The 18,939-nt window shown below is 60.0% G+C and carries 19 protein-coding genes; 4 read left to right on the forward strand and 15 right to left on the reverse strand.

The window, feature by feature from the left end; genetic code table 11:
* Window position 1 precedes the first annotated feature (1 nt).
* The 10 genes from C1M53_RS00495 to rpoZ form a co-directional block, all read right to left on the reverse strand.
* Complete coding sequence (locus C1M53_RS00495; RefSeq protein WP_129410443.1) at window positions 2-1,147, reverse strand: porin; 1,146 nt, start codon at window positions 1,145-1,147, stop codon at window positions 2-4.
* Between the two features lie 340 nt (window positions 1,148-1,487).
* Window positions 1,488-2,270 carry a hypothetical protein gene (locus C1M53_RS31885; protein ID WP_207213059.1) on the reverse strand — a complete coding sequence of 261 codons (783 nt, stop codon included), beginning with the start codon at window positions 2,268-2,270 and terminating at the stop codon, window positions 1,488-1,490.
* An 83-nt stretch (window positions 2,271-2,353) separates the two neighbouring features.
* Window positions 2,354-3,268: a GTPase Era gene (gene era / locus C1M53_RS00505; RefSeq protein WP_129410444.1), complete on the reverse strand. Its 915-nt coding sequence runs from the start codon at window positions 3,266-3,268 to the stop codon at window positions 2,354-2,356.
* Window positions 3,265-3,993, reverse strand: a complete 729-nt coding sequence (gene rnc, locus C1M53_RS00510) for a ribonuclease III (RefSeq protein WP_129410445.1) — start codon at window positions 3,991-3,993, stop codon at window positions 3,265-3,267. Before rnc ends, era begins: the two co-directional genes overlap by 4 nt.
* A 3-nt stretch (window positions 3,994-3,996) precedes the next feature.
* Window positions 3,997-4,746, reverse strand: coding sequence for a signal peptidase I (lepB, locus tag C1M53_RS00515; protein WP_129410446.1), 750 nt, complete (start codon window positions 4,744-4,746; stop codon window positions 3,997-3,999).
* Window positions 4,747-4,943: 197 nt separating this feature from the next.
* A complete protein-coding gene (acpS, locus tag C1M53_RS00520; RefSeq protein ID WP_129410447.1) occupies window positions 4,944-5,357 on the reverse strand; it encodes a holo-ACP synthase in 414 nt (137 codons plus the stop codon).
* Complete coding sequence (locus tag C1M53_RS00525; protein ID WP_129410448.1) at window positions 5,354-5,944, reverse strand: DUF2062 domain-containing protein; 591 nt, start codon at window positions 5,942-5,944, stop codon at window positions 5,354-5,356. The genes acpS and C1M53_RS00525 overlap by 4 nt, the downstream gene beginning before the upstream one ends.
* Before the next feature lie 29 nt (window positions 5,945-5,973).
* Window positions 5,974-6,552: an orotate phosphoribosyltransferase gene (gene pyrE / locus C1M53_RS00530; protein WP_129410449.1), complete on the reverse strand. Its 579-nt coding sequence runs from the start codon at window positions 6,550-6,552 to the stop codon at window positions 5,974-5,976.
* Between the two features lie 15 nt (window positions 6,553-6,567).
* Entirely contained in the window at window positions 6,568-8,799 is a 2,232-nt protein-coding gene (locus C1M53_RS00535) for a bifunctional (p)ppGpp synthetase/guanosine-3',5'-bis(diphosphate) 3'-pyrophosphohydrolase (RefSeq protein WP_129410450.1), read from the reverse strand.
* Between the two features lie 109 nt (window positions 8,800-8,908).
* On the reverse strand, window positions 8,909-9,310 hold the full coding sequence (rpoZ, locus tag C1M53_RS00540; protein ID WP_129410451.1) for a DNA-directed RNA polymerase subunit omega: 402 nt from the start codon (window positions 9,308-9,310) through the stop codon (window positions 8,909-8,911).
* Window positions 9,311-9,568: 258 nt separating this feature from the next.
* Here rpoZ and C1M53_RS00545 point away from each other — a divergent pair, with 258 nt between their 5' ends.
* Together C1M53_RS00545 and C1M53_RS00550 are read left to right on the forward strand one after the other, a co-directional pair.
* A complete protein-coding gene (locus tag C1M53_RS00545; RefSeq protein WP_129410452.1) occupies window positions 9,569-10,159 on the forward strand; it encodes an NYN domain-containing protein in 591 nt (196 codons plus the stop codon).
* A gap of 46 nt (window positions 10,160-10,205) precedes the next feature.
* Window positions 10,206-10,868 (forward strand): uracil-DNA glycosylase, encoded by a 663-nt coding sequence (locus C1M53_RS00550; RefSeq protein WP_129410453.1) that lies wholly within the window; start codon window positions 10,206-10,208, stop codon window positions 10,866-10,868.
* 4 nt (window positions 10,869-10,872) lie between these two features.
* Here the strand turns inward: C1M53_RS00550 and C1M53_RS00555 are convergent, their stop codons facing one another.
* The 3 genes from C1M53_RS00555 to dapA all read right to left on the reverse strand — a co-directional run bounded on the left by C1M53_RS00555 (window position 10,873) and on the right by dapA (window position 13,204).
* Entirely contained in the window at window positions 10,873-11,574 is a 702-nt protein-coding gene (locus tag C1M53_RS00555; protein ID WP_129410454.1) for a GH25 family lysozyme, read from the reverse strand.
* 54 nt (window positions 11,575-11,628) lie between these two features.
* Complete coding sequence (gene smpB / locus C1M53_RS00560) at window positions 11,629-12,108, reverse strand: SsrA-binding protein SmpB (protein WP_129410455.1); 480 nt, start codon at window positions 12,106-12,108, stop codon at window positions 11,629-11,631.
* A gap of 214 nt (window positions 12,109-12,322) precedes the next feature.
* Window positions 12,323-13,204: a 4-hydroxy-tetrahydrodipicolinate synthase gene (dapA, locus tag C1M53_RS00565; protein WP_129410456.1), complete on the reverse strand. Its 882-nt coding sequence runs from the start codon at window positions 13,202-13,204 to the stop codon at window positions 12,323-12,325.
* Window positions 13,205-13,472: 268 nt separating this feature from the next.
* Between dapA and C1M53_RS00570 the strand changes: the two genes are divergently transcribed.
* Both C1M53_RS00570 and C1M53_RS00575 read left to right on the forward strand, forming a co-directional pair.
* Window positions 13,473-15,500, forward strand: a complete 2,028-nt coding sequence (locus C1M53_RS00570; protein WP_129410457.1) for a lytic transglycosylase domain-containing protein — start codon at window positions 13,473-13,475, stop codon at window positions 15,498-15,500.
* A gap of 111 nt (window positions 15,501-15,611) precedes the next feature.
* Window positions 15,612-16,526: an alpha/beta hydrolase gene (locus C1M53_RS00575; protein WP_129410458.1), complete on the forward strand. Its 915-nt coding sequence runs from the start codon at window positions 15,612-15,614 to the stop codon at window positions 16,524-16,526.
* A gap of 22 nt (window positions 16,527-16,548) precedes the next feature.
* On the opposite strand, the gene C1M53_RS00580 is transcribed toward C1M53_RS00575, so the two are convergent.
* Together C1M53_RS00580 and C1M53_RS00585 are read right to left on the reverse strand one after the other, a co-directional pair.
* Window positions 16,549-17,598, reverse strand: coding sequence for a site-specific integrase (locus C1M53_RS00580; protein WP_129410459.1), 1,050 nt, complete (start codon window positions 17,596-17,598; stop codon window positions 16,549-16,551).
* 243 nt (window positions 17,599-17,841) lie between these two features.
* Window positions 17,842-18,921, reverse strand: a complete 1,080-nt coding sequence (locus tag C1M53_RS00585) for a porin (protein WP_129410460.1) — start codon at window positions 18,919-18,921, stop codon at window positions 17,842-17,844.
* Window positions 18,922-18,939 lie beyond the last annotated feature (18 nt).

The following is an 18,939-nucleotide window of genomic DNA, read 5'->3' on the forward strand; positions in this document are numbered from 1 at the left end:
ATTAGAAGTTGCGCTGGAAGCGGATGATGCCGCCGAAGCTGTTCTTCTTGTCAGCCCTGGTCCAGCTGCCGAGGTAGCCGGCCTTGCCGTAACGGCCTTCATTGACGAAGTCCACTTCGGGGGTGATCACGAAGCCAGGAACGATTTCGTAGGCAACGTTGGCCGCGATCGCGAGGGTGCGGTTGTCGTCATACGAGACCTGGGCATTGAACTTGGTCTTGGAGTCAAACTTGTAGGTACCACCACCCCAGACAGCCCAGTTGCCGCCCCAAGGCTTGTACTGGTTGCGGTCGATGTTGTCGTCGGTGCCGTAGCCAGCCATCACGAAGAGGGTGAGGTCGCTGGTCGCGTTGACATCGAGGCGAACCTTGCCAGCCCATTCTTCGAAAGCGCTGTTGTAGGCGGCGACGCCGGTGATCGAACCCCAGTCGCCCTTGTACTTCAGACCGCCGACCACATGCGGAACGTAGCTGTCGATGGTGTTGTCGGCGCTGCCCCAGGTGTCGCCGACGCGCTTGAAGCGGGAGTAGCTGCCCGAACCCTGTTCCAGCGACACGATCGCCGAGAGGCCGTTGCCGGCGTCGAAGGTATAGCTGATCAGGTTGGTGTCCTTGCCACCGTAGGGGATCAACGTGTCCTGGATCACGTTACCGGCGTAGCCGATGAACGAATCGAACGCCGTTTCGTCCTTACCGACGCGCAGGCCGCCAAGCTGGATCCAGGCGAAGTTCAGCGAAACGTTCTTGTTGATGGCGTCGCCGGCGGTCGGCGTGTTGCCGAACTGGAAACGGGTCTCGGTGAAGGTCTTCAGGGTGCCGAGTTCGGTCTCCTGGCCGGTCCAGGTACGCAGAGCGAAACGTGCGTTCTTGGCGTAGGTATGATTGCGGTCGCCGTCCAGGCGATCGGTGGCGACGGAACCATCGAAGGTACCGATATCACCGAAACCGGCGTCATAGCGGATGTAACCACCAACGCGCAGGCAGGTCTCGGTGCCCGGGATGTAGAAATAGCCGGCGCCGTACACGTCGCAGATCTTGACGTATTCAGCGGGTTCCGGCTCGGCGACCACAACAGCGTCGGCGGCGCGCGCACCGGAAACTGCGAGCAGTGCCGCAGCCGAGCCGAGAAGGAGGCTCTTGATGTTCATTTTTGACCTCTCCAGTCAATTTTCAAAAATATGTTTTCAGATTTCTGGCTGAAGGCCATTGCCACCAACCGCCACTCGAAAGGCGACGCCCGAGCGCCCCTTTCTGCCGGGACAATACCCATCGAGTTTCCACTTTCAACGAATATTGCACTGCACAATGAGCAGACAGGACATTCGCCTGCGGCTTGTTGTATATTTACAACTAAGATATTGATATTAAACGATTTTTGGCACATACGGCACATCGACAGAAAACTGTCACAAAAGCCCAATCATTCGTCGAATAACTTTTCGCCGGCCAATCAAAAATCGAAAAGCGGAACCAGGGACCCGAAGGCTGTCAGGCGGCTTCAGTGGGCCGGCCAGGACTTACCGAAAGGGCCTCGGCGGCGCGAATGACATCGTGGGCCTGGTCCCTGATCAGCAGGGTAAGTGGAGCTTCGCCGCCAAACTCCGATGCCGGCCGCACCAGCCACGACCATGCGGCTCTGGGATGGCCGACAAGTCCGAGCACTTCACGAATCCCTGGCACAGGTCGCCCGTCGACAAATTGCGCGAGCGGGAAAACATGCTTCCTACCGCCGGTACGCAGGGCAATGACTTCGCCTCGACGCTGCCAACGATGCAGGGTCGAGCGCGGGATGCGCAAGGTCTCTTCCAGATACGTTGAACCCGCCACCGGGCCTGCCCATTCTTCAACCAGAACAGACGTCAGACCGTTGCGTTGCGGCGCAAGACGCTCCGAAGCTGGTTCAGACAGCGGGCTTTCCAGCAAGGAAGCGCCACCTTGTGCCTGCAGCGTCCCTTCCGATGCCTGAGCGGCATCGACCAGCAAGATTTTGACAATATTGGCAGCAAGCTTGGATTGGTCCTTGAGCCACCGGTCAAGTGCCCGGTGCTGGCGCGGAGAGAGATTGACGATAGCCGTGGCGATGCTGCCACCGACAAATGCGGCAGCTCCAATGGCATCCTCACTCGAGGGATCAACGCCGCTCCGCAAGACACGCTCAAGCTCAGCTACCGTAGCGCGCTCGAGGTCAAGCCGAGACAAGCCGCCCGTGGTACGGGTATGTCCATTCATGCGCATCATTCCGCCGTAGCCCCGGCGCAGAACGAACGCCATCGGGACACCGATGGCTATAGGTGCGGCACATGACAGTTACGTGACGAACCGATGACAGTTATGCGGCAGGTGGACAACCCCGTTCAATGCGGGAAATCCAGTCCCATCTGGCGATAGCGCTCAGGGTCGTCCCCCCAGTTCTCGCGCACTTTCACAAACAGGAAGAGATGGGCCTTCTGCTCCAGGATTTCGCCGATCTCCTTGCGCGCGGCTTCGCCGATCGCGCGGATGGTCTCGCCCTTGTGGCCCAGCACGATCTTTTTCTGGCTGTCGCGCTCGACATAGATCACCTGTTCGATTCGTACCGAACCGTCCTTCTTTTCCTCCCATTTCTCGGTTTCGACATGGGAGGAGTAAGGCAGTTCCTGATGCAGGCGCAGGTACAGCTTCTCGCGCGTGATCTCGGCGGCGAGCTGGCGCATGGGCAAGTCGGAGATCTGATCTTCGGGATAAAACCAGGGACCGACCGGCAGAGCTTCGCCGAGATAGTCGAGCAAATCCTTGCAACCGGAACCGGTCAACGCAGAAACCATGAAGGTGCGCTCGAACGCAACGCGTTCATTGGCAGTCTTCGTCAGCGTCAGCAGCATTTCAGGTTTCACACGATCGACCTTGTTCAGGACCAGTATCTTCGGCTGGCGCACTTCGGCCAGCTTGTCGAGGATCGCATCGGCATCGCCCCTGATACCGCGTTCAGCATCGATCAGCACCAAAACCAGATCAGCATCCTTGGCACCACCCCATGCGGTCGTGACCATCGCCGTGTCGAGCCGCCGCTTCGGCTTGAAGATGCCCGGTGTATCGACCAGCACGATCTGAGCGGTTCCATGGGTGGCAATCCCGCGCACCAGAGCACGGGTTGTCTGGACCTTGTGGGTGACGATCGACACTTTGGTGCCGACGAGTTGGTTGATGAGCGTCGACTTACCTGCGTTGGGCGCGCCAATCAGCGCGACAAAACCGGAATGCGTCGTCTCTGCATTCATGTCAGCCGTCATCGTGTATTGTCTCCTTCGACGGCCCAAATGCCCTCACGGACCAGAAGCGCCGTGGCGGCGGCCTGTTCCGCTTCACGCTTGGAGCGGCCGGTGCCCGAAGCCGATTCCTTGGAGGCAACGCTCACCGTCACCGTGAAAAGCGGGTCGTGATCAGGCCCCTCCCGGCTATCGATGCGATACTCGGGCGTGGCGGCTGCCGCCTGATGCGCCCATTCCTGCAATTCGGTCTTTGGATCGCGTCTTGCTGCACCAGCGGCTTTGGCGCGCGGTCTCCAATATGCGTGGATAAAGCGCCTGGCCGCGTCGAGACCGTCATCGAGATAGATGACGGCAATCAGCGATTCCAGTGCATCGGCGCGCAAATTGACCCGCTTGCGTTCGGCGAGGTTCCGGACCTCGCTGCCCGCGCGGATCAAATCGGCCAGTCCGATCTCGTCGGCAATTTGTGCCAAGGTTTCGGCGTTGACCAACGCATTCAGCCGCACCGACAGCTCGCCTTCGGGCGCGTCCGGAAAGTCGGCCAGCAGCATATCGGCGACAGCAAGACCGAGTACCCGGTCGCCCAGGAATTCAAAGCGCTCATAGTCGACCCCGGCATGGCTACCGCGAGCGCTGGCATGTGTCAGCGCACGCTGCAGACGTTTGGGATCGCGGAAACTATGACCGGTTCGACTTTCCAGGACAGCGGCCAACGCCTCGGGAGTTAAACGCTTGGGCGCCGTCATCTGTCAGTGGACAAAAGTAAAGAGGCGCGACGGACGCATCTCGGACGGCCACTTCCAGATCTCAAGCGGGCTGGCACCGCCGGCGATGGAGAAGAAGATGATGTTGGCGCGGCCGACAAGATTGTCCGCAGGCACATACCCGACACTGAACCGGCTGTCGCTGGAGTTGTCGCGGTTGTCACCCATCATGAAATAGTGGCCTTCCGGCACGACGAATTCGCGTGTGTCATCGCCGATGCCGTTTGGCGTCAGGTCGAGCGTGTCGTAGCTCACCCCGTTAGGCAGCGTCTCGCGATAGACGTCGACCGGCCCGTTCTGCTCGGTGATATCGGGGTTGTCGATCTGGCCAACCTTGGTGCGCGGCACGCCAACGCCATTGATGAAGAGCTGGCCGCCCTTCATCTGAATCTTGTCGCCCGGAAGGCCGACTACCCTCTTGATGTAGTCGACGGACGGATCCGGCGGGAACTTGAAGACGGCGACGTCGCCGCGGTTTGGTTCCGAGCCCCAGATGCGACCCGAGAACAAATCTGGCCCGAATGGCAGCGAGTAGCGCGAATAACCGTAGGCCCACTTGGTGACAAAGAGATAGTCGCCCTCCAGCAAAGTCGGCCGCATCGAACCGGAAGGAATCGAAAAAGGCTGGAAGAACAAGGTACGAATGACAAGCGCCAGAAGCAGAGCCTGCACGATAACGCTTACGGTTTCGCCAAGTCCGCCGCTTTTCTTATCGGATTTGTCAGCCACGCTCATCTCATCCTCACTAGAGCACCGCGCGTTTGTTCGGACGCACATGGAACGCTCTAAAATTTTATCTACACATCCTTCTGGCCGAAAATCGATTCCGACTTTCAGGCCGATGCATTGTCCCGCCGATCATATACGGGGTCGCTGGCTGCCGGGCAACGCCGTTGTCTTGCCAGGCAACGCCAATAGCCCTCCAGCCTCCATCACTGTGGCGCTTCTGCGACCGGCAGTGCCTCGATGATCACAAAGGCTTGAGCGAGCGGAAAATCATCGGTGATCGTAAGATGGATCACAGCGTGATGCCCGGGCGGCAGAAGCTTCTGGAGCTGGACTGCTGCACCACCTGTCAAAACCATGGTCGGCTTGCCGCTCGGCAGGTTGGCTACGCCCATGTCACGCCAGTAGACGCCCTGCGCGATGCCCGTTCCCAGCGCCTTGGCGCAGGCTTCCTTGGCGGCAAATCGCTTGGCGTAGGAGGCTGCCCGGGCTCTACGGCCTTCCGACCGGGCCTGCTCGACGTCGGTATAGACCCGCATGACGAAACGCTCACCATGTCGCTCGAGCGACTTCTCGATGCGACGGATGTCGATCAGGTCGGAACCGATGCCGATGATCATCGTGTCGCCGAACCCAAGGCATCAGGGCCGGATACCCGGTGATGCGCGGCCCTTTCGGCAAGCCGCCGGCGTCGACGTTCCCGAAACACCGTCATACCCCAACGCGTGAGCCCGTAAGCGACAACGCCGGTCAAAAGACCAAGCGGAACCGCGCCGATCGTCATCGGCTTCAGCACCGGCTCCCAAAGCTGCGACAGGCTGAGATGCTCCATCATGGCACCGAGATGCTCCGGCACACCCTTGCGTGGCAGGTGCTGGTGCAAAATAAGCTTGCCGGTCTCCCAGGACGCTCCCCACAGGAACGGCATGGTCAGCGGATTTCCGAGCGCGGTGCCGATGGCAGCAGCGACCAGATTGCCGGCGACCAGCCAGCATACGGCCGCGGCAACGACGAAATGCAGTCCAAGCGGAAAGAAAGAGGCAAACACGCCCGCCGCCACCCCGGCGGCGACGGCATGTGGCGACGCCTCCAGCCGCACGATACGCCTGGCATAATAACGCAACGATCGCGACAACGAGCGGCGTGGCCATAGCCACACCCTCAGGCGTTCACCAAGACTTTCCGCTTTTCTGCGCTTGAACAACATGTCGATCAGGTCAAACCGGCCCGGGCCACTCAGAGCGTGCGACTGCCCGGCTTCACCGGCGGAATGGCGGCCAGCTCAGGCGGCAACTGATCGGCAGGATACGCCGGAACCTCATACTGCGCGAGTGCAATCAACGGCACGCCGACGTCGGTCTTGCCGGCTGAACGATCGATGATGCAGGCCGCCGCCAGCACCTCGGCACCGAGACCATGCAGGCATTCGATCGTCTCGCGGATGGACAGGCCCGTCGTGACGATGTCTTCCACGATGACGACGCGCGCACCCTTCTCGATGTCGAACCGCCGCAGTCTGAATACACCCTGTTCGCGCTCGACCCAGATCGCCGGCACGCCAAGATGGCGCGACGTCTCATAGGCAGGGATCAGGCCACCTACGGCAGGACCGACGACATAGTCGATCGGTTCCCTTACCTCGGCGCGGATTTTTTCGGCCAACGCCTTGCAGAGTCGCTCAGTCTTGTCCGCATGCATGAACACGCGTGCCTTCTGCAGGAAAGTCGGGCTGCGCAGGCCAGAGGTCAGGATGAAATGACCCTCGAGCACCGCGCCCGCAGAGCGAAAGATATCAAGCACTTCAGCCGTGTTCATGCCTTGCGGCTCCAATCATCCGTTAACACGCCGCGCATCGCTGACGCTCGAGTTTTCCTTGAGCTGCGACAGCAGCCGGTTCAAGTGCTTCAGATCCCAGACTTCCAGATCGACCAGCATTTCTGTGAAGTCGGGCGCCGTGCGTACCATCGACAGCGTGTGGATGTTGGCGTCGTTCGAAGCAACGACCTGTGCGATATCAGCAAGAGAACCCGGCGCATTGATGGCCGTTACCGAAATGCGTGCCGGAAAGCGCTCGCGGTTGTTCTCGTCGATATCCCAGCGCACGTCGATCCAGCGCTCCGGCTGATCGTCGAAAGCAGTCAGCGACGGCGACTGGATCGGATAGATGGTGATGCCGGAGCCCGGCTGGATGATGCCGACAATGCGATCCCCGGGAACCGCACCTTCCGGCGCGAAGCGCACCGGCAGATCACCACGCACGCCACGGATCGGCACCGCAGCATCGTCCCGCGGCTGTGTCTTGTCGCGGCGAGCGGCACGCCCCGGCATCTGGAACAGCATGCCGGCTGCATTGCGGATGCGTGACCATCCTTCCTCGCGCTGCTTCGGCGGCGCCACCGTGACGCGCTCGTCCTTGTAGTCGGGAAAAACCGCCTTCAAGACATCTGCCGAAGCGAGTTCGCCACGCCCGACGGCCGCCAGAACGTCCTCGATATCCTTGCGTGCCAGCCGGTGCAGCACCGACTTCAGGTTTTCCTTCGAGAAGGTTTTGCCGCCACGTTCGAAAGCGCGCTCGAGGATACGCAGGCCAAGTCCTGAATATTGCTTGCGGATAGCGTTCTTGGTGGCGCGGCGAATCGCGGCGCGCGCCTTCCCCGTGACCACGATCGATTCCCAGGCTGCCGGCGGCACCTGCGCCTTCGAGCGGATGATCTCGACCTCGTCGCCATTCTTCAATTCGGTCATCAGCGGCATGACGCGACCGTTGACCTTGGCGCCGACGCAGGTGTCCCCGACATCGGTGTGAACCGCATAGGCGAAATCGATCGGCGTCGCGCCACGCGGCAGCGCGATCAGCATGCCCTTCGGGGTGAAACAGAACACCTGGTCCTGGAACAGCTCCAGCTTGGTGTTCTCCAGGAAATCTTCCGGATTGTCGCCTTCGGCCAGCTGCTCGATGGTACGGCGCAGCCACGCATAGGCGTTGGTCTCCTTGGAGATGATGTGGGTGCCGCCATTGGCCTTGCCGGCGGCATCCTTGTAGATCGAATGGGCAGCAACGCCGTATTCCGCGATCTTGTTCATCTCACGCGTGCGGATCTGCAATTCGACACGCTGGCGCGAAGGACCAACGATGGTGGTGTGGATCGATCGGTAATCGTTCTGCTTCGGCGTCGAGATGTAATCCTTGAAGCGTCCCGGCACCATTGACCAGGTGGTATGGATCAGGCCAAGCGCGCGGTAGCAGTCCTCGACCGTGTCCATGACGACACGAAAGCCGAAGATGTCGGACAATTGCTCGAAGGACAGCGCTTTGGCTTCCATCTTGCGGAATACCGACCATGGCTTCTTCTGGCGGCTTTTGACGCTGGCCTTCATTGCGTGCTTGTCGAACAATGCGGAAAGCGCGTTCTCGATCTCGGTCAGCACACCCTTGTTGCGCTCCGAGATTTCGGCGAGCCGCGCGGTTACCGTGCGATAGGCCTCCGGATTGATATAGCGGAACGCGATCTCCTCGAGCTCCTCGCGCATACCCTGCATGCCCATGCGCCCGGCCAGCGGCGCATAGATTTCCATTGTCTCCTCGGCAATGCGCAGACGCTTGTCCTCGCGCATGTGATCGAGCGTGCGCATGTTGTGCAGGCGATCGGCGAGCTTGACGAGAAGAACGCGCACATCCTCGGAAATCGCCAACAGCAGCTTGCGCAGGTTTTCGGCCTGCTCGGCCTTCTTGGAGACGAGATCGAGCTTTTTCAGCTTGGTCAGGCCCTCGACCAGCTTGCCCATGTCGGGGCCGAAGAGTTCATCGATCTCGGCACGAGTGGCCGTGGTGTCCTCGATCGTGTCATGCAGCAGGGCAACGGCAATGGTTGCCTCATCCAGATGCATGTCGGTGAGGATGGCTGCGACTTCGAGCGGGTGCGAAAAATAGGGATCGCCGGAAGCACGCTTCTGGTGGCCATGCTTCTGCATGGCGTAGACATAGGCCTTGTTGAGCAGCGCCTCGTTGACGTCCGGCTTGTAGCGCTGGACGCGCTCGACAAGCTCATACTGACGCATCATGGGCGGATTCTCGCAACGCTGAAATGAATCATGCGCCGCTCGCCGAGCGACGCATGTCACAAATAGCCACGAAAACTATGGCGCGAAAGGGCTTAGGCCCCGCCGGCTATCAATAATCGTCGTTCTTTTCCGGTGCCACCAGGCCTTCGATACCGGCCAGCAGATCCTCTTCCGACATGCGATCGAAAGTGATGTTCTCTTCCGGCTCGTCGGCGTCGACAGCAACAGCGGTACCGGTCTGATCGGTGATCGCCTCGGCTTCCGGTGCTTCCGGCTCGTCGACCTCGACATGCTTCTGCAGCGAATGGATCAGGTCTTCCTTGAGGTCGCCGGGCGAAAGCGTCTCATCGGCGATCTCGCGCAGCGCCACGACCGGGTTCTTGTCGTTGTCGCGCGGCACGGTGATCATCGCACCCTGGCTGATCTGGCGGGCGCGGTGACCGGCCAACAGCACCAGCTCGAAGCGGTTGTCGACCTTGTCGATGCAATCTTCAACGGTTACGCGGGCCATTCGATGCCCCTTTCATGCTCTTGATCTATTGGAAATCTGGCGGGCTCCATAGCCCGAACCGGCCCGGAATACAAGCGCGGCGCGCCTCAAGCACCCGCCAGGCCTGTCTCCGATCACAATTTCTTGCTCAATCCCTGCCCACCCTTGGAATGCCATCATCCGGGCGTTATTTCCAAAACAATATGGGCTTGGCGGTTTTCTTTAGAAACCTTGCCAGACGTACTTATCGCATTGCCTATTTTCAAGAAGGATATTGCCATGTTCGACCCACGCGAAAAGATCGCTCTTTTCATCGACGGCGCCAATCTTTACGCCACTTCCCGTTCCCTCGGCTTCGACATCGACTACCGTAAACTTCTGGCCAGCTTCCAGAAGCGCGGCTATCTCCTGCGCGCTTATTACTACACCGCGCTGGTCGAGGACCAGGAATACTCCTCGATCCGGCCCCTGATCGATTGGCTCGACTACAACGGTTTCAAGGTTGTGACCAAGCCGGCCAAGGAATTCACCGACGCTGCCGGTCGCCGCAAGATCAAGGGCAACATGGACATAGAACTGACAGTGGATGCGCTGGAACTTGCCGATGTCGTCGACCACTATGTTCTCTTTTCCGGTGATGGAGACTTCCGCACCCTGGTGGAAGCCTTGCAGCGACGTGGCCGCAAGGTCTCGATCGTCTCGACCATGGCATCACAACCACCAATGATCTCGGATGACCTGCGCCGGCAGGCCGACCATTTCATCGACCTGATGACCTTGAAGAACGAGGTTGGCCGCGATCCGACCGATCGTCCGGTCCGGCGTCCCGAACCGGCGGCCGCCCAGGATGAAGACGACGACCAGTATTGATGGACCTGTATTGATGACGGGGGCCGGCAGATGGTAGCACCCGAGCATGCTTGTCTCCGCCGAACCCGATCACGACTGCCCGCTTTGCCCGCGCCTGCACGACTTCATTGCCGGTTGGCGTGAACGCGAGCCTGGCTGGTTCAACGGTCCCGTACCGGCATTCCTGCCCAAGGGCAGTGCCCCAGGCCGGGAAGACAGCGTCCGCCTGCTGATCGTCGGGCTGGCACCTGGCCTGCGCGGCGCCAACCGGACCGGCCGGCCCTTTACCGGCGATTATGCCGGCGACCTGCTCTATTCGACGCTGATTGCCCATGGTTTCGCCCGTGGACGCTTCGAGGCGCGACCGGACGACAGCCTGGAACTTGTCGACACAGCCATCGTCAACGCGGTGCGGTGCGTGCCACCGGAGAACAAGCCGACCGGTCCGGAGATCGCAACCTGCCGAACCTTCCTGGTCCCGACGATAGCGCGTTTTCCGAATCTGCGCGCCATTCTGACGCTGGGGGCGATTGCGCATCAATCGACCGTTCGAGCTCTTGGCCTCCGGGTCGCAGCCTTCCCGTTCAAGCATGGCGGCAGCTATGACACTGGCAAGATCCAGCTGTTCTCCAGCTATCATTGCTCGCGCTACAACACGAACACCGGCGTGCTCACGACGGAGATGTTCGTGAAGGTATTCGCAAATATCGCCGAATTTCTCCGCAAGTAGACTGCTATCGCACCAGCTCGATCAATCTGGATGGCGTGCCCTGCAACACATTGAGGTCGACCGGACCTTCAATACCATCGACGCTGCCACGATTGTGATACTGCCAATAGACCCACTTCTCATGGCCCGGGTGAAGCACCAGTGACCGCACCCAGCGTTCGCGCACTGGCATGACCGCGTCGTAGAAATCCATGGCCTCACCGATCAGGTAGATGATCGCAGGTTTGCCGAATTGAGCCTCGACCGGTTGCAAAAATGCGTCGAGCTCCGAGCGCAGTTCGTCCGGGGTCAGGCGACGTGGGCAATTTCCACCGAACTCGATGTCGACCACGGGCGGCAGCATTGGCTGGACGCGCGGGACAACGGTCAGGAAATTCTGCGCCTGCTCCGCTCCAGGGCGACAGAAGGTGAAAAAGTGATAGGCCCCCACGGCAAGGCCGGCGGCACGGGCCTCATTCAGATTGGTCGCAAAAGTATCGTCGACATGATCGCCGCCTTCCGTCGCCTTTATGACGGCAAAGGCCACGTCATCCGCCGCGACGCGACGCCAGTCGATCTTTCCCTGATGATGGGAAACATCGATTCCGCGCACAGGATACCTCTGCCGATCAGGCGAGAAAGCCGTGAAATACAAGTAGCCTGCAGCAGCGAAGGCGCCTGAGATGATCAAGCCAGCAGCAACCCAGCGCCGCAGCCGACTTGCCATGTCAGCTTCGCCGCACGTTGGCGGCTCCTCGCGGACAGGACCGGCGCTTTCGGCTCATCCCCTCTCCTTCAACAGCCTGCCCTTTTCCCGGGCCCAATCGCGCTGCTTTTCGGTCTCGCGCTTGTCATGCAACTTCTTGCCGCGCGCCAGGCCGAGCAGGAGCTTGGCCCTGCCCTTGTCGTTGAAATAGATCTTGAGCGGCACCAAGGTCATTCCGTCGCGCGCGACGCCCTGCCCCAGTTTGGCGATCTCACGCTTGTTGAGCAGCAGTTTTCTACGTCGCCGCGGCTCGTGGTTGAAACGGTTGCCCTGCAGATATTCCGGCAGATAGGAATTGATCAGCCAGATGCCGCCATCCTCCACGGAAGCGTAGGATTCCTGGATATTGGCCTGGCCCTGACGCAGCGATTTCACCTCGGTGCCAGTCAGCACCAAGCCAGCCTCGACCGTATCGAGCACTTCATAGGAAAAACGCGCCTTGCGGTTTTCCGCGGCGGTCTTGTTGTTGGGGTCGGCCTTCTTCACCTGGTTCATGGCATTCAATTTCAATCAAACTGTCGACGCGCCATGGCTTCGCCACCCGGCGCGCCGGAAAAGAAGCCATCACATGGCAATGCGGGCCGAATTCCGCAAGAGCAATTCCAGGAAAAGTGTGTAACGGCTTTCCGTCCGGAATTGTGAAAAAACAAAGAGTTAGAGCATTTCAACGTTTCCGCGAAAGCCGGAAACGCTCCAAACCTATAACAGCTCAGTTCAAAAGACCTGCAAACTTCATCGCCGCGTCGATCTTGGCAGCAGTGCTTTCTTCCACCGTCATGAGCGGCGAGCGCACTGCATTCTCGACACGGCCGAGTCGCGAGAGCGCATATTTGGCGCCCGAAACGCCTGGCTCGACAAAGATCGCCTTGTGCAGAGGCAGCAACCGGTCCTGCAACTCCAGCGCGCGCTCCTTGTCGTTGGCAAGCGTGGCTTCCTGGAACTCGGAGCACAGGCGTGGCGCAACATTGGACGTGACCGAGATGCAGCCAACGCCGCCATGCGCATTGAAGCCGAGCGCCGTCGCATCCTCGCCGGAAAGCTGGATGAAATCCTTGCCGCAGGTAGCGCGCTGTTCAGACACGCGCTCGATCTTGCCGGTGGCGTCCTTCACGCCAACGATGTTCTTGAAATCATTGGCCAACTGACCCATCGTCTCCGGCATCATATCGATCACCGAGCGCGGCGGGATGTTGTAGATGATGATCGGCAACCTTGTGGCCTTAGCGACGGCAGCGAAATGCTGATAGAGGCCGCGCTGTGTCGGCCTGTTGTAGTAGGGTGTCACCACGAGGGCAGCGTCGGCACCGGCCTGTTCGGCGAACTGCACCAGACCGACCGCCTCTTCGGTGTTGTTGGAACCGGCACCCGCCACCACCGGCACTCGGCCCTTGGCGACTTCGATGCAGGTCTTCACAACATGACGATGTTCTTCATGCGACAGCGTCGGAGATTCGCCGGTTGTGCCGACCGGAACCAGCCCGCGGGTCCCTTCTTCGATCTGCCAGGCAACAAGCGCGCGAAAGGCTTTCTCGTCGAAGCGCCCGCTCTTTTCGAACGGTGTCACGAGCGCAGTCAGCGAGCCTCTCAGCATGTCTTCAAACTCCACGGAACCCAACGGTTTCCAAGCTTCTTTTTCAGGGTATCGATCGAGCCAGGCCGATCCTGAACGGCTCTAGCCCATCGAAAGGCCGGGCACCATAGTCTCGACACTGTTCTGGGGCAAGTAGAGCCGGCGCGGAAGACGGCAAAGGAAACGGAACCGATAACCTTTCTTTTATCGGCTTTGCGCTAGCGACTGCTGGGGTTTCCGCAATCCCAACCTATTTGTAGCGCGTAGACACCTTGAACAGACCGGAATTATGACCGCCAGACGGCTCTATCGTTTTGCTATCCTGGGAGCGATCGTGGTGCTGGCGCCGGCGATCGCCATTGGCAGCGGCGTCGACAAGCGCCTGTCCGGAGCGCTGCCGATGTTTCCCGTGCCGAGCAAGCAGGATCTGCCGGCTTTCAATCCTTTGCAATTGAAGATCGGGCTCGACGCGCTTGCCACCAAGGATTTTGACGGCGCGCGCGCAGCCCGCGACAACTTGCCTGTGTCCTCGCTCGACCATCATATCCTGGCTTGGGCCATCGCACTTTATGGCGGCGACAGGGTGCCATCCGGCGAAATCGCAGCGGCCGCAGAGCTGCTCCCCGGCTGGCCCGGCATGGCAACGCTGCGCAGGAACAGCGAGCGCGCCCTCGTCCGGGAAAACCCCGGCGCCGACATCGTCATCAAGGCTTTCGGTGGCAGTCAGCCGCAGACGGCAGAAGGCATCATCGCACTCTCCCGCGCCTATGTCGCCAAAGGCGACGTTAAAGCGGCGCAATCCGTGCTTTCCCCATTCTGGCGCACGGAAAAACTGGAAGCCAAGGACGAAACGGCGATCATCAACGAGTTCGGCCCGATCATTCCAACGGCGGATCATCGTTATCGCATGGAGCGCATGTTCTATGCCGACCGGGTCGGCTCGGCTCAGCGTGTCGCCATGCTGGCCGGCGCCAAAGAACTGGCTGACGCTTGGGCTGCGGTCTCGGAAGGTGACAAGAACACACCGAAACTGCTGGCTGCGGTTCCGACGGAGCAACGCTCCGCAGGCTACCTCTTTGCCGAAGCGGAATATCTGCGCAAGCGCAAGAAATTCGGCGACGCCGCGGCCTTGATCCTGAAGGCCCCCACCGACCGCACCGCACTCGTCGACCCCGACGCATGGTGGGTCGAACGGCGCGTGCTTTCGCGCGAACTGGTCGACAAGGGCGACATGAAGACGGCCTACCGGATCGTCTCGACACACATGGCGGAAAGTCCGACCAACGCCGCCGACGCCGAGTTCCACGCCGGTTGGTATGCCTTGCGCGGCCTGAAAGACCCGGCCAAGGCGGCCGAGCATTTTTCTCGTATCGCCAATCTCGCCCAGGGCAACCTTTCGCTATCGCGCGCCTACTACTGGCTTGGCCGCGCCGCCGAAGCCGGCGGGCCTGGCGACGCCAAGGAATATTTCACGAAAGCCTCGGCATTCGGCACGACCTTCTATGGCCAATTGGCCGGCGAGCGCGTCGGCAGCCGCACACTCAACATTGCATCTCCACAACCCAGCGACGTCGACCGGCAAAGTTTTTCGAAACGGGAGGCGGTTTCCGCTATCGGCCGACTGCAGGAAGCAGGCTATGAGCGCTATGCGAATACGCTCTACGTCGATCTGGCTGGTCAGTTGACCAGCCCTGGCGAGGTGGCTTTGCTTGCCGAAATGGCTGAAAAACGGGGCAATCATTTCCTTGCGTTGAGAATCGGCAAGATTGCAGCGGCGAATGGCGTCAATGTCGGGGCGTTGTCGCACCCGATCGGGGTCATTCCAGAAACCGCCAACATTTCCGGATCCGGCAAGGCCCTTGCTTATGCCATTGCGCGTCAGGAAAGCGAGTTCAACGTCAGTGCGGTGTCTCGTGTTGGCGCGCTCGGCCTGCTGCAATTGATGCCGAGCACGGCCGAACAGCTGGCGAAAAAGGCCGGCATGGCATTTTCACAAACCAAGCTGACCACCGACGCAGGCTACAACGCCACATTGGGTGCGGCCTTTCTCGGCCAGCAGCTTGATCGCTACAACGGCTCCTATGTGCTGACCTTTGCAGGCTACAATGCCGGACCGCGCCGGGCCGACCAGTGGATCAAGCGCTACGGCGACCCGCGCGGAAAGGACATCGACACCGTCGTCGACTGGATCGAGCGGATTCCCTACGCCGAAACAAGAAGTTATATCCAGCGCGTTATGGAAAACTACGAGGTCTACAAGATGCGGATCTCAGGCGAATTCGATATCGTTGGCGATCTCGTCAACGGACGGAAATAGGCGGTAAAGCCGTATCGGCGGTCCTCCGCTTCCATTCACGGGCACCCGATTTGACGCCGCTCGTCCTCGCCTGTAGCCCTTGTAAAGCAGCACTGAGGGAAGGAGCCGGGCGTGACGGCAGGTTTTTCCGATTTTTTCTATTCTTCTCCGGATGGTTTGAAACTGCACGCCAGAATCTATGGCGAACGCAACCACGCCGGCCTGCCGGTCGTGTGCCTGCCGGGCCTGACGCGAAACGCGCGGGATTTCCACGAACTGGCGCTCTATCTCTCCAACGAGGCCAGGCCACAACGCAAGGTTGTTTCATTCGACTATCGCGGGCGCGGCCAATCCGCCTATGACAGCAATGTCGCCAACTATACGGTGGGCGTCGAAGCCAACGACATCCTGGCAGGTCTCGATCAATTGGAGATCAAGCAAGCCGCCTTCATCGGCACCTCGCGTGGTGGCCTGATCATCCACGTTCTGGGGATGTTGAGACCCACGATCCTGAAGGCGATCGTGCTCAACGATGTCGGACCGGCGCTCGAGATCTCGGGGCTGGCCCATATCAAATCCTACCTCGAGAAGGCGCCGAGGCCGCAGAACCTGGCGGAAGCTGTCGAGGCTCAGAAGGCCGCTCACGGCCAGGATTTTCCTGCCCTGACCGATGCAGACTGGCAGCGCATGGTCGCCGCCATCTATCGGGAGGAAGATGGCAAACTCGTTCCGGACTTTGATGCAAAACTGGTAGAGACGTTGGCAGCCGTCGACCTGTCGAAACCGCTGCCAACGCTCTGGCCGCAGTTCGAGGCGCTTGGCAAGGTACCGACACTGGTGGTTCGCGGCGCCAACTCAAGGTTGTTGTCGAAAGAAACCCTGCAAGAAATGGCGCGGCGTCACCCCAAGCTGCAAACCGTGACCGCGGCAGGCCAAGGTCACGCTCCATTCCTGGAAAGTGGCGAGTTGCCCGGAATGATAGCCAGCTTCATCAACGCTGCGGAAAAGCAGCAATCGCAGGAAGAATCAGTTCACCAACGCTCTTAGGACGAACGGGCATCGAACCCATTCAGGCGCGTTTCTTGTCCTCGGCCTTGGCTGAAGCCGGATTCTTCTTTGCCCGCTGCTTGCGCGGCTTGGCTGCAACGCTCTCCAGAGGTGACAGGTTCGCTCCGCCAGCGGCCTCCGTGGGCCGGGTTTCCAGCACGACAACGCAGCTATCGAGATCATTGGTCGCGAGGTGCGCATAGCGCATCGTCATCTGCAAGGTCTGGTGGCCGAGCCACATCTGCACGCGGCGGATGTCGATACCCCCCTGGACAAGCCGGGAGGCGCAAGTGTGACGCAAGATATGCGGCACCACCTGCTCGTCGGCGCCGAGACCGACTTCCATCTTCGCCTCGTTCCAGATCTGGCGGAACTGCGGTTGGTTCAGCATGGCGAACGGACCCTTCGGTCGCCGGCCTTCGCCTGAAAAAGCCACGACTTCCCGCGCACGCAGCGTCAATGGAATGGTGCGGCTGCGCCCCGATTTGGTAATCCAGAAGCTGACACGTGTCGGCTGCAGGTCGTTCCAGATGAGCCCGAGAGCCTCGCCGAGTCGACAACCCGTATCGACCAGGAAGATGGAGAGCCTATAGGCGTCCTCGCTGCGGCTGCGAATGGCCGCGAACAACCGCGCCTCCTCGTCCTTTTCGAGGAAACGGATTCGCCCTGCCCGCTCCTTCTGGCGGCGGAACTCGGGCAAGCTGTGGATATCCCCCATCTTGTGAGCCTTGCGCAGCAGTTTGCTCAGTGCAGCCATCTTGCGATTGATGGTTGCGTTGCTGTTGCCGCGTTGGCGCAGGGTGCCGACCAGATTATCCAGGGTGCTTTGATCGAAAGCGCTGAAGCGCTCGCCAAGCAAAATCTCGTCTATCTCGCCGATGAACGAGCTCACATTGTATTTGTGCCGCCCATCATCCCACAATATGTCGCGATAGGCCGAAAACAGCTCACTGATCCGATAGGATTTTACCTCTCGTATATTGCCGGTACTGTATTTTATCCGGACGTTCTGAGACGTAAATGCAGCGAATCGATCGGAGAGCATGCTCTCCTGCAGCGCGTCTTGAGACATCTTTTTGCCACACCCCCCTGTGGATGCACCAAGGCATACTCACAAGGAGACATCCTTTCAAGAGAGCAATTTGTGATCGCCTCATCCCGGAATGATCGGGATCCCTTCGAGACCATCGCCAAACTTGCTTCCAGTTACCGTTCCACCCCCTGTTTCCTTTGTTGTTCCCAAGCCCAACGCTAAACAAAAGAACCCGGGCGCAGGACGCCCGGGTTCGATAGATGCTTAAAGAGACAGCATCTCTTAGAAGTCGCGCTGGAAGCGCAGGATGCCGCCGACGCCGTCGTCCTTGACAGTGCGCCAGTTGCTGACAGCCTTGTTGTAGTAGTCAACTTCAGCCGTGATGGTGAAGCCTGGGACCAGCTGGTGAGCGACGTTGGCAGCCAGACCGAAGGTCTTGCCTTCGTCATACGATGCCTGGATGTTGAACGAGGTCTTCTCGTTGAACTTGTAGGTACCGCCACCCCAGATGGCCCAGTTGCCATCCCAGAGCTTGTAGAAGTTGCGCGGGCTGTTGTCGTCGGAACCCCAGCCGCCCATGATGAACAGGTCGATCTGGTCGGTTGCCTTGACATCCAAACGGAGCTTGCCGGCCCACTCTTCGCGAGAGCTCTCATAGGCGACGACGCCAGTGATGCCACCCCAGCCAGCGGTGTACTTGGCACCACCAACGACGTTCGGCACATAGCTGTCGATCGTGTAGACACCCGAGCCCTGCTCCAGCGAGACGATCGCCGAGAAGCCATTGCCGGCGTCGAAGGTGTAGCTGATCAGGTTGGTGTCGAATTCGCCATAAGGAACGATCGTATCGTCGATGACGTTGCCGGCATAACCCGAGAAGGTGTCGAAAGCCGACTCGTCCTTACCGACGCGGAGACCACCGAGCTGGATCCAGGCGAAGTTCAGCGAAACGCCCTTGTTGCTGGCCACGTTGAAACCACCGACGTTGCCGCTGTCGAAGTTGAAGCGGGTCTCGGTGTAGGTCTTCAGGGTGCCGAGTTCGGTTTCCTGACCGGTCCAGGTCTTCAGAGCGAAGCGGCCGCGCTTGAAATAGGTGTCGTTGCGGTCGGTCGGGTTCAGGACATCGATGACATCCGTCGTGCCTTCACGATCACCAACGCCGATGTCGTAACGGACATAGCCGCCGATGCGCAGGCAGGTCTCGGTGCCTGGGATGTAGAAGTAGCCAGCGCCGTAGACGTCGCAGATCTTGACGTATTCAGCGGGTTCCGGCTCGGCGACGACGACTGCGTCGGCGGCGCGCGCACCGGAAACTGCGAGCAGTGCCGCAGCCGAGCCGAGGAGAAGGCTCTTAATGTTCATTTTCTGACCTCCAGTCAG

Origin of the sequence: Mesorhizobium sp. Pch-S (genome assembly GCF_004136315.1) — a bacterium.
In the GTDB taxonomy this organism is placed as follows: domain Bacteria; phylum Pseudomonadota; class Alphaproteobacteria; order Rhizobiales; family Rhizobiaceae; genus Mesorhizobium.

What these genes read in the sequence shown, in the direction of transcription:
- dapA (WP_129410456.1), bottom strand. Translation starts at nt 13,204, where the DNA reads ATGCTGAGAGGCTCGCTGACTGCGCTCGTGACACCGTTCGAAAAGAGC.
- C1M53_RS00585 (WP_129410460.1), bottom strand. Translation starts at nt 18,921, where the DNA reads ATGAACATTAAGAGCCTTCTCCTCGGCTCGGCTGCGGCACTGCTCGCA.
- C1M53_RS00525 (WP_129410448.1), bottom strand. Translation starts at nt 5,944, where the DNA reads ATGTTGTTCAAGCGCAGAAAAGCGGAAAGTCTTGGTGAACGCCTGAGG.
- C1M53_RS00545 (WP_129410452.1), top strand. Translation starts at nt 9,569, where the DNA reads ATGTTCGACCCACGCGAAAAGATCGCTCTTTTCATCGACGGCGCCAAT.
- lepB (WP_129410446.1), bottom strand. Translation starts at nt 4,746, where the DNA reads ATGAGCGTGGCTGACAAATCCGATAAGAAAAGCGGCGGACTTGGCGAA.
- C1M53_RS00535 (WP_129410450.1), bottom strand. Translation starts at nt 8,799, where the DNA reads ATGATGCGTCAGTATGAGCTTGTCGAGCGCGTCCAGCGCTACAAGCCG.
- C1M53_RS00555 (WP_129410454.1), bottom strand. Translation starts at nt 11,574, where the DNA reads ATGGCAAGTCGGCTGCGGCGCTGGGTTGCTGCTGGCTTGATCATCTCA.
- C1M53_RS00495 (WP_129410443.1), bottom strand. Translation starts at nt 1,147, where the DNA reads ATGAACATCAAGAGCCTCCTTCTCGGCTCGGCTGCGGCACTGCTCGCA.
- rnc (WP_129410445.1), bottom strand. Translation starts at nt 3,993, where the DNA reads ATGACGGCGCCCAAGCGTTTAACTCCCGAGGCGTTGGCCGCTGTCCTG.
- C1M53_RS00570 (WP_129410457.1), top strand. Translation starts at nt 13,473, where the DNA reads ATGACCGCCAGACGGCTCTATCGTTTTGCTATCCTGGGAGCGATCGTG.
- C1M53_RS31885 (WP_207213059.1), bottom strand. Translation starts at nt 2,270, where the DNA reads ATGGCGTTCGTTCTGCGCCGGGGCTACGGCGGAATGATGCGCATGAAT.
- smpB (WP_129410455.1), bottom strand. Translation starts at nt 12,108, where the DNA reads ATGAACCAGGTGAAGAAGGCCGACCCCAACAACAAGACCGCCGCGGAA.
- pyrE (WP_129410449.1), bottom strand. Translation starts at nt 6,552, where the DNA reads ATGAACACGGCTGAAGTGCTTGATATCTTTCGCTCTGCGGGCGCGGTG.
- C1M53_RS00550 (WP_129410453.1), top strand. Translation starts at nt 10,206, where the DNA reads ATGCTTGTCTCCGCCGAACCCGATCACGACTGCCCGCTTTGCCCGCGC.
- C1M53_RS00580 (WP_129410459.1), bottom strand. Translation starts at nt 17,598, where the DNA reads ATGTCTCAAGACGCGCTGCAGGAGAGCATGCTCTCCGATCGATTCGCT.
- acpS (WP_129410447.1), bottom strand. Translation starts at nt 5,357, where the DNA reads ATGATCATCGGCATCGGTTCCGACCTGATCGACATCCGTCGCATCGAG.
- rpoZ (WP_129410451.1), bottom strand. Translation starts at nt 9,310, where the DNA reads ATGGCCCGCGTAACCGTTGAAGATTGCATCGACAAGGTCGACAACCGC.
- era (WP_129410444.1), bottom strand. Translation starts at nt 3,268, where the DNA reads ATGACGGCTGACATGAATGCAGAGACGACGCATTCCGGTTTTGTCGCG.